The organism is Staphylococcus sp. NWU MKU2 (assembly GCF_033283605.1).
In the GTDB taxonomy this organism is placed as follows: Bacteria; Bacillota; Bacilli; order Staphylococcales; family Staphylococcaceae; genus Staphylococcus; species Staphylococcus haemolyticus.
The window spans coordinates 163,148-175,816 of record NZ_JAVSMH010000004.1; the positions used below are offsets into that span (position 1 = coordinate 163,148).

The following is a 12,669-nucleotide window of genomic DNA, read 5'->3' on the forward strand; positions in this document are numbered from 1 at the left end:
GAGTATAATAATTTAATTATAAAAAAGTTTAATAGGGAGGTTACTATTACATGAATCAGGTCAAAAATGTATTGTCTTCATTATTTGAACCTTTAACTAAAATAGAAACATATGAAAATTTAGCTATTAAAATAGCATTAATTATCATATATATTATTGTTGCACTTATCGTCATAGCAATATTAAACAAAGTAATTGAACAAGCATTTAAAATTCAGAATCGCAGTAGCAAAGGCAATAAGAAACGTTCTCGAACGCTTATTTCTCTAGTGCAAAACGTAGTTAGCTACATTGTTTGGTTCATAGTGATTACTACTATCTTAAGTAAATTTGGAATTAGTGTTGAAGGTATCATCGCCAGTGCCGGTGTTGTAGGTTTAGCTGTTGGTTTCGGTGCTCAAACGATTGTTAAAGATATCATCACTGGTTTCTTTATTATATTTGAAAATCAATTTGACGTTGGTGATTATGTTAAAATCAATAGCGGTGGTACAACAGTAGCAGAAGGAACAGTAAAATCTATTGGCTTAAGATCAACGCGAATTAACACAATCACAGGTGAATTAACGATTTTACCGAATGGTAGTATGGGAGAAATTACTAATTTCTCTATTACTAATGGTTTCTCTATAGTAGAAATTCCGGTTTCTGTAGAAGAAAACTTAGACAAGGTAGAAAAGCGTCTAAATAAACTATTTACTGCAATGCGTAGCAAATATTACTTATTTATCACTGATCCAGTCGTAGAAGGTATTGATTCGTTGGATGAAACTAAAGTAACGTTTAGAATATCTGCTGAAACCATTCCAGGTGAAGGTGCATCCGGCTCAAGAATATTACGTAAAGAAATTCAAAGAGTATTTGTTCAAGAAGGTATTAAATTACCACAACCAATTTATATTAAAAATAATAATCAACAAGGCAAATCTTAATTATTATTGAGGGGTAATTTCATGACGTCAAATTATGGAATAAATGATATAGTAGAGATGAAAAAGCAACATGCATGTGGAACTAATCGATTTAAAATTATTCGTATGGGTGCTGATATTCGCATCAAATGTGAGAATTGCCAACGAAGTATTATGATTCCACGTCAAACGTTCAATAAAAAATTAAAGAAAATATTAGTATCAAATCAAGATACTGAAGGTTAGGAGAATGATTAATGGCTTTAACAGCAGGAATCGTAGGATTACCGAACGTAGGTAAATCTACCTTATTTAATGCAATAACAAAAGCGGGAGCATTGGCCGCTAACTATCCATTCGCAACAATTGATCCAAACGTAGGTATCGTAGAGGTGCCAGATTCACGTTTAAATAAATTAACAGAAATGGTTGAACCTAAAAAAACTATTCCTACAACTTTTGAGTTTACTGATATTGCAGGTATTGTAAAAGGTGCTTCTAAAGGTGAAGGTTTAGGAAACAAATTCCTTTCACATATTCGTGAAGTAGATGCAATTTGCCAAGTTGTACGTGCATTTGATGATGAAAATGTAACGCACGTATCAGGACGCGTAAATCCTTTAGATGATATTGAAGTTATTAATATGGAATTAGTATTAGCAGACTTAGAATCTGTTGAAAAACGTTTGCCTCGAATTGAAAAAATGGCGCGTCAAAAAGATAAAACTGCTGAAATGGAAATGAGAATTCTAACTAGAATCAAAGAAGCACTTGAAAATGGTGATCCTGTACGTAGCTTAGACTTCAATGAAGAAGATCAAAGATACGTTAACCAAGCACAATTACTAACGTCTAAGAAAATGTTATATATTGCCAATGTTGGTGAAGACGAAATTGGTGATGAAGATAACGATAAAGTAAAAGCAATTCGAGAATATGCAGCGAAAGAAGATTCTGAAGTTATTGTTATTAGTGCAAAAATCGAAGAAGAAATCGCTACATTAGATGACGAAGATAGAGAAATGTTCTTAGAAGATTTAGGCATTGAAGAACCAGGACTAGACGTACTTATCAGAACAACATATGATTTATTAGGCTTATCAACATACTTTACTGCAGGTGTACAAGAAGTGCGTGCTTGGACATTCAGACAAGGTATGACAGCTCCACAATGTGCTGGTATTATTCACACTGACTTTGAACGTGGATTTATCCGTGCCGAAGTGACAAGTTATGATGACTATGTTGAGCATGGTGGCGAACAAGGTGCTAAAGAAGCGGGTAAACAACGTTTAGAAGGTAAAGAATACATTATGCAAGATGGCGATATCGTTCACTTTAGATTTAACGTTTAATAATCACATCTAATTATTTATAGCGATATGCATAGTAAAAATTAAATATTTGATAAAAAAATAAAAAGCAATGTAAGTTTCGCTTGGCTTAAGTGACAGGAGACTTACATTGCTTTTTTTATATTGTTTATTTCATTATATCTTAAAAGAACGGTATAACTTTACTTGCTTCAATAATATCTTTGGTGCTAAAAAACTGTTTACCTTCTCCAGTGTAAGCAGGTTCTAGAATCATATTGGCTTTCGCACAATATAACCATTCTGGATTGATACCGCAATTTAAGACTTCTTGAAATTCTTGAAAATCTTTATTCCAATCTAAATCTAATTGCATGTTTAACACCTCGACTATATTATAGAACAAGTGTTCGTAAAAATAAAGTGTTATGTATAAATTTTTTAACTAGTAAACCAATTAGCAGTAACATTCGCATCTAAGTAATTCGCATCAACGTTTTGGTTTAGCTCAGGGGCATAGTAACTATCTGTGTATTGCCATAAAACTTTCTCTCTATTAGGTTCTTGCGTTTGATAAGCTGCTAACCAATAACCATCATAGGCACTTACAGCATTCGGAACGTTGTTGGTCATGAAGTTCTCATAAGAATAAAATAATACTTTTTTATTCCCTGCAAGTTGTTTCATTTCATCAGCCCAAGCTTTTGTAGCAGTGTCAGCATCACCAGAAGTGATTGAATTTTGTTCAAAATCATTTACATAGAATGAAGCTTTAGGTGCACGACTATAAAGCGTTTGAGCTTCATTTCGAGCATCATCAGCATTTTCATACAGGCTATATGAATAGACGCCGAATTTCATATTATTTTTATCTAATAAAGCTGAATTATTCTCCAAACATTGATCAACATATTCAGAACCATATTGACCTCTGATAATGATGAAATCATAATCTTTTTTTAGTTGTTTGACTTGCGCATCCGTTAAGTTTCCTTGCCATTCTGAAATATCTAACACACGATCGCCATTTTGTGTTGTGATTGCTTTAGATTTTGTTGAAAAGGTTGAACGGTTACTAGTAGCGTTGCTTTGTTCATTGGGATGATTTTTTAGATATTTTTGATATCCATACCCCATCGTTCCTTTTTGGCTACCTTCAGTCTGTTCAGAAGCGTTTGCATTTAACGCACCTATAGAAGTCGCCATAATAGTTAAACATGCAATTGATGATGTTGTTTTCTTGAACATTTGAGCTCTCCTTTAGATATTTTATTTTTTAAATATAATATTAATATGCAAAATGCAGTTGTGATGTTAGTACAAAAACTAATGATTCGCAACTTTATAATTGACACGATACATATGTAGAAAAATAAGGTTATAAACAATGTAACTTAGCGGAACTGATGCTGAATAAAATATATTGTAAAAAGTAATACTCTGTGCTATAATTCTTGATTGTGAGTAATGAAAATTATTCCTTGCTTATCGTTAGTATTCGATAGGCCGCATAGACCACAAGGAGGTGCAAGTATAAAATGAGAACATATGAAATTATGTATGTCGTACGTCCAAACATTGAAGAAGATGCTAAAAAAGCAGTTGTTGAACGCTTCAACGGTATCTTAGCTTCAGAAGGATCAGAAGTTTTAGAAGAAAAAGACTGGGGTAAACGCCGTCTTGCTTATGAAATTGAAGATTTCAAAGAAGGTTTCTATAACATCGTACGCATTAAAACTGATAACAACAGAGCTACAGACGAATTCCAACGTTTAGCTAAAATCAGTGACGATATCATTCGTTATATCGTTATCCGTGAAGACCAAGATAAGTAATAAATTAATGGGGGCGTTTTAATGATAAACAGAGTTGTATTAGTAGGTCGTTTAACTAAAGATCCAGAATACAGAACCACTCCCTCAGGCGTAAGTGTAGCGACATTTACTCTAGCAGTTAATCGTACTTTCACGAATGCTCAAGGGGAACGCGAAGCTGACTTCATCAATGTTGTTGTATTTAGAAGACAAGCAGAGAATGTGAATAATTATTTATTCAAAGGTAGTCTAGCTGGCGTTGATGGTCGCATACAATCACGCAGTTATGAAAATCAAGAAGGTCGTCGTATCTTTGTTACTGAAGTTGTAGCAGATAGTGTTCAATTCCTTGAACCTAAAAATGCTCAAGGTGGCCAACGTAATCAAAGTAATAACAATGATTTCCAAGACTACGGTCAAGGATTTGGTGGTCAACAATCAGGACAAAATACGTCTTACAATAACAATAATTCATCAAATAATAAACAACCTGATAATCCATTTGCAAACGCAAACGGACCGATTGATATTAGTGATGATGACTTACCATTCTAATAACAAAATGAACGTATAAAAAAATATTCCAAAGGAGGTAATTAACCATGGCAGGTGGACCAAGAAGAGGCGGACGTCGTCGTAAAAAAGTATGCTTTTTCACAGCAAATGGTATTACACACATTGACTATAAAGACACTGAATTATTAAAACGTTTTATCTCAGAACGCGGTAAAATTTTACCACGTCGTGTAACTGGTACTTCAGCTAAATATCAACGTATGTTGACTACAGCTATCAAACGTGCTCGTCATATGGCTTTATTACCATATGTTAAAGACGAAAACTAATATATAGGTATTGGTTAAACCCCATAGGCTTAAGGCTTATGGGGTTGTTTTTTGTGCTTTTAATTTTAAGTAAAGGACATAATAATAATTTTACATTAAACACTAAGTAGTACTATATCAAGAAAATCCCCACCAATACTAAATTAATAATTTAGCTTGAAGGGGATTTAATATTATAAATACTAGTATTTTATTGTCATAAAATCATTATTTTAAATGATCAACGGCATACTGTGCTTCTTCTTCAGTAAATTTGAAACCATCTTTAGAAGACAACATATCCTTAATATCTGATTTAGAAGTATCGCCATTCTTAGATAAAGATTTGGCTCTTTCTAGTGCATTCTCTTTGTAGTCTACTTTTACATTATCGGCAGCATATTTTGCTTCATCTTCTGTGAAATCGTCGTATTCTACTAACTTATTATAAAGTTCACTTTTTTATTCGATAGAGTCTTGCATATATCGTTGGGCATTTTTTAATGCATTCTTTTTAAAATCTGTCTTCAAATGTTTCATTGCGTAATCTGCTTCATCTTTCGTAAATTGACGCCCATCTTTAGACGTAAGTTCGTCTTCAAGTTGCGATTTTGAAGAATAAGATTGGTCACTGATATGTTTTGCTGTTTCTAATGCATTTTCCTTATAGTCAATTTTTGCATGCTTCATTGCATAATCTACTTGTTCACTAGTAAATTGACCTGAATTTTCATCATTTTTAAGATAATCAGTTAGTTCTTTTTTCGAAAAATGTAAGTTATCACTACTTTCTTCTGCAGTTTTTAACGCATTTTCCTTATAATCTACATCTTTTAAATGATTAACGGCATATTTAGCTGTACTAGAATTAAATTTATCACCACTACTAGAAGTCAATTGGTTATAGATACCTTTTTTAGACATGTACATCGATTTAGCATAAGTTTCAGCACGTTGCAAAGCTTCTTCTTTATCATTCCCGCCAGCTTTACGAGAGTTACCTTCTTGTTTGGATTCATGCGTTGCATTTTCACTATCACTTGATGAAATTGAGTCTGAGACTTTCATAAAAATCACACAAGCTGCTAGTACTAATATAATTAAAATAACTAGACAGCCACAACCGGCGCCGCATCCAATAAGCCAATATTTCCCTTTATTAGAACTATTGGAATCATCGTTTTGAGTACTTTCATTATTACTCACATTTTCATTTTTATCTTGATTATGTATATTGGTTTCTTGTGATTGTTCTTGGGATGAATTGGTATTATTTGGTGTCTCTTCATTAAATGCCATTAAAATATCCTCCTTGTAGTTGGTTAACACTTATTACAATCATACATAAATTAAAAATTACATACAATAGCTATTAAATTTATTTTATGACATTAATTTAAATTCAAGTCATTATATCGTGATTAATTTTATTTAAAACGAAAAATATGATAAAAAAGCCTGTCATACACTAAATATATAGTATGACAGGCATTTAATAGAAATTATAAACGAATATCGATATCGTCAATTTGCTGTTGATATTCTTTGTATTTACTTTCGACTAACATTTGATAAGGTGTGTCAAAGAAGTCTGCGAGAATCATTGCATCTTTAAACTTAGGTTCGTGTTGATGATTTTCCCATTCCCATAATTGATGGGGTTCATAATGTGTACCATATTTTTTATTAATTAATTCTGTTAATTCGTTAATTTCAAGATTTCGTTTAGTTCTTAAATTAAAAAGTGTATGTGAACTCATGAAACATAACCTCCTAAAAAACAAGTTTGAATTTAAATTATTTTTACTTACTTTCCAATTCATTAATTATAAGTAAATAATTTGAGTCTTTTATATACAACCTAAGTTATTTAACTATACTAGTCTTGTTCACAATAATTATCAAGTCTTTTAGCTGATAAATATTAATTATGTTATCTTTATTTCAAGAAATATAAATAAAGGGGAAATTTATAATGAAACTATTTGATTCGCATTTTCGTATCATTGATTATGATTTTCCGGTGAAGAAAAATAACGACTATATGCCTCCATCATTTAAGGTTAATGACTATTTAAATCATACTCAGCAATTAAATGTTGTTGGTGGTGCAATTGTATCAGGCTCATTTCAAGGGTTTGACCAAGATTATTTAATATCGGCTTTAAATCAACTTCAGGGACAATTTGTTGGGATAACGCAGCTACCTGCATCAACATCTGACGATGAAATTCTTCGATTACATGATGAAGGAGTTAGAGGTATTCGATTTAATGTTAAACGTGGTGGGTCTGAAGATATAGCGCTTATTAAGACGTTTGCGCAAAGAGTCTATGATTTAGTTGGCTGGCATTCTGAAATATATATTGAGTCCAAACAATTAAATGACTATAAAGAAATTATAAGTTCGCTACCTAAAGTATCAATCGATCATCTTGGCTTGACCGCAGACGGTTTTGATGATTTAAAAGCATTAGTCAAACAAGGTGTTTATGTTAAAGCAACAGGATTTGGACGTATAGAAGTTGAGCTTATTGCAGCCATTAAGGAACTAATTGACATTAATCCTGATGCCATTATGTTTGGTACAGATTTACCTTCCACGCGAGCAAAGCGCCCTTTTAGTGAACAAGATATTGAGTTAATTCAAAAGCATTTTGATGAAGAGACACAAGAGAAGATCTTTTATAAAAATGCATTTAAATTTTACAGAATTTCAGAGTGAAAGTCGAATTTGTAGTAGTGTAAAACGAATATATAAATTATCCATAATTTTTATAATGAGATTTGATATAAGTTTAAATAAAAATATAATAAAATTATATACTAATGTTTATTCTTGTTGATGCGTGGTATATATAAGAAGTATACAAAAATAGAAGATGTAAGGAGAGTTCTGAATATGGGCTTTATTGTTATGTTAATAGTCGGAGGATTAATCGGCTGGGTTGCCGGTATGATCATGGGTAAAGATATCCCAGGTGGTATCATCGGTAACATCATCGCTGGTTTAATCGGTTCAGCTGTAGGTAGTAAATTGTTAGGTACTTGGGGACCTGTATGGGGTGGCGTACCAATCATTCCAGCACTAATCGGTGCAATTATTGTTATTTTCGTTGTTTCTTTAATTTTAAAAGCACTTAGAAAATAATAGCAATATTAAGAGAGCTACTTTAATAGTAGCTCTCTTTTTTAGTTTAATGAAATTTTAATTAATTAGGGCCTGATGGCTATGAATATCTTCAAAATCATAGTTCTTTATAATCTCACATCCTAGTGGATGTCTACCATTATCAACGTGCTTATTAACTTCTTCTAATACTTCCAGAATTTCATACTCAGGCGTTTCAATATTAAATGAATACCTAAATACATGTCCGTGATCCGATTTAACAGTTGCCATGAGTTCGTCGTTTACCATTTTATAACCTAGTAATTCCATTATTGTTCCCCCCAATAAGTGTGACTACTTAGTTATAATGTAGCATGTAAAAATGCATGATGACAGTAATTTTACTTAAATGTTAATGATTATCATTTCACTTATCTTTTTGAGGGGTTATAGTTTAAACGTAGTTAAAATTGGGCATAAAAAGAGGGTGACGTCGGGTTAAGGCGTCACCCAGGAGTATTATGTTCATGAATATAAAAGACTTTGTAGTTATTATTTAACTACACCCTAATACTATCATGTTACCTACCATAATGACAATAAAAAGTGCTTAAAATATTAAAAAATTTCGTTTAGTACTAATATTTGTAAAAAGTTGTATTTAAGTTATTTATTAAACTTAAAATGATTGTGTGCTTATTAATATTTAGACTACGCGTAGACTTACATATTTATATAAGTTATGGCATAATTTTTATAATATTTGATTGAAGAGGGTGTATATATGGATGGAATAATAACGTTTATTACTATTACGCTACTTATTATCATTGTGCCTGGTCCAGACTTTTTGATTGTCATGAAAAACACAATCCATTCGGGCAAACTAAATGGTTCTATGGCAGCTTTAGGTATTACTTCTGCTCATATCATTTATACATCGTTAGCTGTATTGGGAATTATATATATTCTTACAAGTTTATATTATGTATTTTTGATTATAAAAATTCTAGGTGCCTGTTATCTGATTTATTTAGGCGTACAAAGTATTCGTTCAGCTCGTCAGTCGATGAACTTTAATACGGGTGGTATTAAAGTCAATGATGTGAGTTGTTTTACCTCATATCGACAAGGCTTTCTAAGCACAATTTTGAACCCTAAAGCGTTACTTTATTATGTGAGTGTTTTACCGCAATTTTTGTCAACTGGCGGCATTGAAGTGAAATCACAAGTAGCCATTTTATCTTTAGCAGTCATTATGGTTATCTTAATTTGGTTTTTATTCTGTGTATTTGTATTTCAATATATTAAATTATTATTCAGTCAGCCTAAAGTAAAAGCTATATTTGATTATACTGTAGGTTTTATTTTAATAGGATTATCAATTAATTTATTATTAAGCAAGAGTAGTTAAATTTCAGTAAAGGATTGTAGTATATGAAATTATATTTAGTGAGACATGGAGAATCACAATCAAATTATGATAATAAACATAATCGAGCTTATTTCTGTGGCCAATTAGATGTGCCATTAACCAAGAAAGGTATTGAAGGCGCAAAAAATTTGGAAAGCTACTTTAAAGACAAACATATTGATCATGTTTATATATCTGATTTAACTCGAACACAGGAAACCTATCGTTATATCTTTCCTTATGATATACCTTCTACTATCACTTCATTGCTTCGAGAACGCTCTTTAGGAGTATTTGAAGGAGAGTATAAAGATAAGTTAATGCAAGATGCACAATATCATCGTTACTTTAACGATCCTGAATATAAAGATTTTCGTCATAGTTTCACTCAAAAAGCGCCTGAAGGTGAAAGCTATAGAGATGTACATAATAGAGTTCATCAATTCTTTGAACAAATGAATATGAGTGACGATAAAACAATTGTAATCGTAGCATATCAAGTAGTTATTCGTTGTATATTTGCATATTTCAATGTAATAGGTGAAGAAGAAGCATTAGATTACAATGTCGAAAATTGTAAACCATACTTTTTAGAAGTATAAAATGTATAATAACAATTAATTAACACGCAAAAATCCAAACCGCATATTTTAACGGTTTGGATTTTTATGTGCCTAGAAAAGTATGTCAGTCACAATATTTTATTTATCTAAAACGTCAGATTTAATATTTTTATCGTCTAGGAATTTTTGAATTTTATCTTGTTGTTTACCATTTACATCACCTGCGTAATGTGTAGGCACATCGACAACGTTAATTGTATTTTGTGGTTCATAATTAAGCTGCTCAATGCTCTTATCTACATCTGCGATTGTGCTATTTAAGGCGTGGAAATAATTAATAATACGCTCAGTGTTTTCCTTATACCCAGAAGGTAAGGTATTGTTTTTAACAAATTTCTTGAAATGTAAATCATTTTTAACAGCTAAGTTTGATAATTTGCTGAGCTTTTTAGCTTGTTTATCAGTGACTCTTGTTTGTCCTGTACTTTGTCGGTCAATTTGGCTTTGCATTACATATTTATTATCTAAAATATCACTATTTACATCTAAATATTTTTTAATGGCTTTATTCATTTCATCTTCAGTTAGTTTTTGATTCTTTTTATCGGAAGTGAAAATATCGCTCTCTTTCAACGCCTTAGCATTTTTAGGTGCATTAACGCCATTACTATGATGGTCTGTTGAATCATTATCCTCTTTAGGTGCACAAGCACTTAATGTTAGTAATAATGATAAAAAGAGACCTATTATTAAACTTTTCTTCATAGGTTTCTAAAATCTCCTTTATTAGTAACGCAACTATAATTTTACATAGTAATAGATTATCATTTATTGAAAAATAATTGAATGTTAAGTGCTTAAAATCACAATTATCTATGAACAATTTGTGGCATTTATCCATCTATATATTTTGTATTTCTTCTATTGTATTTCCTTTTGCGAACCAAAGTCTTAAATGAGTCCAAACCTGTTCTACTTGCTCGGTTAGTTTATCCTCGGGAATAGGGTACAGCATATCTCCTGCAATCATAACTTCAATAGCCATAATCGCTTCATCTAAGTCTGAAGATGAACGTAATTCATGGAATAACATAGTCATATCTGTGTGTATCTCTTCTTTATCATCAGTAGTGAAGTAGTGTTGTATGAACGTTTTAAATTCTTTAATCACTTTGTCCGCTTTATAATATTCATGGACATCGAAAGAAAGTAACTCTTTTAATGTCTTTGGTTCATAATAATCAAGGTCTAATGATTCAACATAAGTTGGGTCAATATAATTTGCCATTACTGGATGGACTAAATACCCTTGCTTAATAACTGTGAAGTGATGCATATTTAAAGATTGAATATGGAATTTAATTTCATTGATTGATTTTGATGTGTTTAATAATCGTTTTAATAATTTTGAAACGAATTGCAGTGACACGACACCATATAAATTTGTTGCTGCAGTATAAAATCTAAATAAGGTAATTTCTTTATCACTTTTATTTTGATCCTTCATTTCGCTTATTTTATATTCAACATGTACTTCTTTTAACAAATTATTAACACTATTCGTAAATGTAGAATCTAGAATTTCATCGCTTAATAATTCTTCTAAGTCACTTTCATCGATGTCCTCAACGCCAATATCTATAAGTTTGTTAATCTGATCACTATTGAAATCGAATAAAAGATTCGATTCTTCATCAATATAGTCATCTTCATCTAAGAAGGGGACGTCGTTATTAATAGTCAGTAAATCGGGCAAAAGATTATCTAACCCACCAATATCATTCACATATTGTGAAAAATGATTCATAACATCCTGTGGTATGATAATAACTTCACTACGTATATCAAATCTTAAAATAAATAGATGTCTTTCTAAGACCTGGAAATCCATACCTAAGTATGCATTTAATGCATTGAAGTCATAATTCGTATTAACATTTTTACCAGTTTTGTATGTATCTACAAAAATATCTAGGATTCTATGGGGCATTTGTGCGAGTTCCTGTTTTAAAATTGAAAAATCTTGGAAGAACGCGTCAGTTATTAAATCAATAATTAAGGATTTTTTCTTATTAGAGAAGCCTTTAATTTCATAAGAGCGACAAATATCTTTTAGACTTTCTAAATTATATTCATCTAGCTCATCTTTAAGAGAAACATTTTTATACTTTTCAATTGCTGTATATTGCCCATGAAGTTTCATAACATAATCTTCTTCTCTAACGGTTTTAGGTGGAAAATCAGGGTACTTTTTGTTTAAAACCACTTCGTTCAACATAGTCAGTATGAGATTATTTACGACGAACGTATCTTCTTTTACAAATGTAACAATGCCATATTTATAACAAATAGGTAACTTTTTTAATTTCCTCTTATTAATTAATATAAGTGACTCACCATTTTTTAAAAAAGTACTAATGTAATTTTTTTCAGTTTGGCTCATCTCATTGTAAAGTCGCGTTAATGTTTTAGGTTGTGAAGCGAGTTCAAACAACATATCGGCTTTGCTGTAATAAGATGGTGGATTTACAAGTTGCTTCAAGTTACTCGTTTGTTCCTCTGAAATTAGGGATAGCGACTCATGCATAAAGAAGACCTCCAATGTTATTTATCTGCATAAGTTTAGATTATCATAGATAATATGAAAGTCACACAAAAAACAGAGACCCTTACATGGGTCTCTGTTATATATGAAGATATTTGATAGGTTAAGTGGTT

The 12,669-nt window shown here is 31.4% G+C and carries 17 protein-coding genes and 1 pseudogene; 10 read left to right on the top strand and 8 right to left on the bottom strand.

The genetic code is table 11. The annotated features are described in order from the left end of the window. Positions 1–50: 50 nt before the first annotated feature. The 3 genes from SBL15_RS08230 to ychF are packed head-to-tail and all read left to right on the top strand — an operon-like array spanning position 51 to position 2,266. Positions 51–932, top strand: a complete 882-nt coding sequence (locus SBL15_RS08230) for a mechanosensitive ion channel family protein (RefSeq protein ID WP_011276872.1) — start codon at positions 51–53, stop codon at positions 930–932. Between the two features lie 21 nt (positions 933–953). After that, positions 954–1,157: a DUF951 domain-containing protein gene (locus SBL15_RS08235; RefSeq protein ID WP_011276871.1), complete on the top strand. Its 204-nt coding sequence runs from the start codon at positions 954–956 to the stop codon at positions 1,155–1,157. Between the two features lie 11 nt (positions 1,158–1,168). Continuing rightward, positions 1,169–2,266 carry a redox-regulated ATPase YchF gene (ychF, locus tag SBL15_RS08240; RefSeq protein ID WP_037537775.1) on the top strand — a complete coding sequence of 366 codons (1,098 nt, stop codon included), beginning with the start codon at positions 1,169–1,171 and terminating at the stop codon, positions 2,264–2,266. Between the two features lie 142 nt (positions 2,267–2,408). On the opposite strand, the gene SBL15_RS08245 is transcribed toward ychF, so the two are convergent. Both SBL15_RS08245 and SBL15_RS08250 read right to left on the bottom strand, forming a co-directional pair. Continuing rightward, on the bottom strand, positions 2,409–2,600 hold the full coding sequence (locus SBL15_RS08245; protein ID WP_011276869.1) for a hypothetical protein: 192 nt from the start codon (positions 2,598–2,600) through the stop codon (positions 2,409–2,411). 65 nt (positions 2,601–2,665) lie between these two features. Beyond that, complete coding sequence (locus SBL15_RS08250) at positions 2,666–3,472, bottom strand: glycoside hydrolase family 25 protein (RefSeq protein WP_107611906.1); 807 nt, start codon at positions 3,470–3,472, stop codon at positions 2,666–2,668. Positions 3,473–3,762: 290 nt separating this feature from the next. Here SBL15_RS08250 and rpsF point away from each other — a divergent pair, with 290 nt between their 5' ends. Genes rpsF through rpsR form a run of 3 tightly spaced genes read left to right on the top strand, consistent with a single transcriptional unit; the run spans position 3,763 to position 4,883 of the window. Further along, positions 3,763–4,059 (top strand): 30S ribosomal protein S6, encoded by a 297-nt coding sequence (rpsF, locus tag SBL15_RS08255; protein WP_011276867.1) that lies wholly within the window; start codon positions 3,763–3,765, stop codon positions 4,057–4,059. Between the two features lie 21 nt (positions 4,060–4,080). After that, the gene (gene ssb / locus SBL15_RS08260) at positions 4,081–4,593 is read left to right on the top strand and encodes a single-stranded DNA-binding protein (protein ID WP_317955719.1); all 513 of its coding nucleotides are present in this window, start codon (positions 4,081–4,083) and stop codon (positions 4,591–4,593) included. 47 nt (positions 4,594–4,640) lie between these two features. Then, positions 4,641–4,883 (top strand): 30S ribosomal protein S18, encoded by a 243-nt coding sequence (rpsR, locus tag SBL15_RS08265; protein ID WP_317955721.1) that lies wholly within the window; start codon positions 4,641–4,643, stop codon positions 4,881–4,883. A 207-nt stretch (positions 4,884–5,090) separates the two neighbouring features. Here rpsR and SBL15_RS08270 read toward each other — a convergent pair. The 3 genes and pseudogenes from SBL15_RS08270 to SBL15_RS08280 all read right to left on the bottom strand — a co-directional run. Continuing rightward, positions 5,091–5,228 (bottom strand): annotated as a pseudogene (locus tag SBL15_RS08270) (Ltp family lipoprotein); the annotation flags it as partial. Positions 5,229–5,324: 96 nt separating this feature from the next. After that, entirely contained in the window at positions 5,325–6,161 is an 837-nt protein-coding gene (locus SBL15_RS08275; protein WP_317955723.1) for an Ltp family lipoprotein, read from the bottom strand. Between the two features lie 203 nt (positions 6,162–6,364). Continuing rightward, on the bottom strand, positions 6,365–6,622 hold the full coding sequence (locus SBL15_RS08280) for a hypothetical protein (protein ID WP_011276864.1): 258 nt from the start codon (positions 6,620–6,622) through the stop codon (positions 6,365–6,367). Positions 6,623–6,837: 215 nt separating this feature from the next. On the opposite strand from SBL15_RS08280, the gene SBL15_RS08285 reads away from it, so the two are divergent. Together SBL15_RS08285 and SBL15_RS08290 are read left to right on the top strand one after the other, a co-directional pair. After that, positions 6,838–7,587: an amidohydrolase family protein gene (locus SBL15_RS08285; RefSeq protein ID WP_317955725.1), complete on the top strand. Its 750-nt coding sequence runs from the start codon at positions 6,838–6,840 to the stop codon at positions 7,585–7,587. Between the two features lie 177 nt (positions 7,588–7,764). Then, entirely contained in the window at positions 7,765–8,013 is a 249-nt protein-coding gene (locus SBL15_RS08290; RefSeq protein ID WP_011276862.1) for a GlsB/YeaQ/YmgE family stress response membrane protein, read from the top strand. Positions 8,014–8,070: 57 nt separating this feature from the next. Here the strand turns inward: SBL15_RS08290 and SBL15_RS08295 are convergent, their stop codons facing one another. Continuing rightward, on the bottom strand, positions 8,071–8,304 hold the full coding sequence (locus SBL15_RS08295) for a hypothetical protein (protein WP_107611902.1): 234 nt from the start codon (positions 8,302–8,304) through the stop codon (positions 8,071–8,073). A 454-nt stretch (positions 8,305–8,758) separates the two neighbouring features. Here SBL15_RS08295 and SBL15_RS08300 point away from each other — a divergent pair, with 454 nt between their 5' ends. After that, positions 8,759–9,388: a LysE family translocator gene (locus tag SBL15_RS08300; protein WP_107611901.1), complete on the top strand. Its 630-nt coding sequence runs from the start codon at positions 8,759–8,761 to the stop codon at positions 9,386–9,388. A 23-nt stretch (positions 9,389–9,411) separates the two neighbouring features. Continuing rightward, positions 9,412–9,990 carry a histidine phosphatase family protein gene (locus SBL15_RS08305; RefSeq protein WP_317955727.1) on the top strand — a complete coding sequence of 193 codons (579 nt, stop codon included), beginning with the start codon at positions 9,412–9,414 and terminating at the stop codon, positions 9,988–9,990. A 99-nt stretch (positions 9,991–10,089) separates the two neighbouring features. Here SBL15_RS08305 and SBL15_RS08310 read toward each other — a convergent pair whose 3' ends face one another. Both SBL15_RS08310 and SBL15_RS08315 read right to left on the bottom strand, forming a co-directional pair. Continuing rightward, entirely contained in the window at positions 10,090–10,716 is a 627-nt protein-coding gene (locus SBL15_RS08310) for an NDxxF motif lipoprotein (protein ID WP_107611900.1), read from the bottom strand. Between the two features lie 136 nt (positions 10,717–10,852). Beyond that, positions 10,853–12,538, bottom strand: coding sequence for a hypothetical protein (locus SBL15_RS08315; RefSeq protein ID WP_107614296.1), 1,686 nt, complete (start codon positions 12,536–12,538; stop codon positions 10,853–10,855). Positions 12,539–12,669 lie beyond the last annotated feature (131 nt).

What these genes read in the sequence shown, in the direction of transcription:
- SBL15_RS08230 (WP_011276872.1), top strand. Translation starts at nt 51, where the DNA reads ATGAATCAGGTCAAAAATGTATTGTCTTCATTATTTGAACCTTTAACT.
- SBL15_RS08235 (WP_011276871.1), top strand. Translation starts at nt 954, where the DNA reads ATGACGTCAAATTATGGAATAAATGATATAGTAGAGATGAAAAAGCAA.
- ychF (WP_037537775.1), top strand. Translation starts at nt 1,169, where the DNA reads ATGGCTTTAACAGCAGGAATCGTAGGATTACCGAACGTAGGTAAATCT.
- SBL15_RS08245 (WP_011276869.1), bottom strand. Translation starts at nt 2,600, where the DNA reads ATGCAATTAGATTTAGATTGGAATAAAGATTTTCAAGAATTTCAAGAA.
- SBL15_RS08250 (WP_107611906.1), bottom strand. Translation starts at nt 3,472, where the DNA reads ATGTTCAAGAAAACAACATCATCAATTGCATGTTTAACTATTATGGCG.
- rpsF (WP_011276867.1), top strand. Translation starts at nt 3,763, where the DNA reads ATGAGAACATATGAAATTATGTATGTCGTACGTCCAAACATTGAAGAA.
- ssb (WP_317955719.1), top strand. Translation starts at nt 4,081, where the DNA reads ATGATAAACAGAGTTGTATTAGTAGGTCGTTTAACTAAAGATCCAGAA.
- rpsR (WP_317955721.1), top strand. Translation starts at nt 4,641, where the DNA reads ATGGCAGGTGGACCAAGAAGAGGCGGACGTCGTCGTAAAAAAGTATGC.
- SBL15_RS08275 (WP_317955723.1), bottom strand. Translation starts at nt 6,161, where the DNA reads ATGGCATTTAATGAAGAGACACCAAATAATACCAATTCATCCCAAGAA.
- SBL15_RS08280 (WP_011276864.1), bottom strand. Translation starts at nt 6,622, where the DNA reads ATGAGTTCACATACACTTTTTAATTTAAGAACTAAACGAAATCTTGAA.
- SBL15_RS08285 (WP_317955725.1), top strand. Translation starts at nt 6,838, where the DNA reads ATGAAACTATTTGATTCGCATTTTCGTATCATTGATTATGATTTTCCG.
- SBL15_RS08290 (WP_011276862.1), top strand. Translation starts at nt 7,765, where the DNA reads ATGGGCTTTATTGTTATGTTAATAGTCGGAGGATTAATCGGCTGGGTT.
- SBL15_RS08295 (WP_107611902.1), bottom strand. Translation starts at nt 8,304, where the DNA reads ATGGAATTACTAGGTTATAAAATGGTAAACGACGAACTCATGGCAACT.
- SBL15_RS08300 (WP_107611901.1), top strand. Translation starts at nt 8,759, where the DNA reads ATGGATGGAATAATAACGTTTATTACTATTACGCTACTTATTATCATT.
- SBL15_RS08305 (WP_317955727.1), top strand. Translation starts at nt 9,412, where the DNA reads ATGAAATTATATTTAGTGAGACATGGAGAATCACAATCAAATTATGAT.
- SBL15_RS08310 (WP_107611900.1), bottom strand. Translation starts at nt 10,716, where the DNA reads ATGAAGAAAAGTTTAATAATAGGTCTCTTTTTATCATTATTACTAACA.
- SBL15_RS08315 (WP_107614296.1), bottom strand. Translation starts at nt 12,538, where the DNA reads ATGCATGAGTCGCTATCCCTAATTTCAGAGGAACAAACGAGTAACTTG.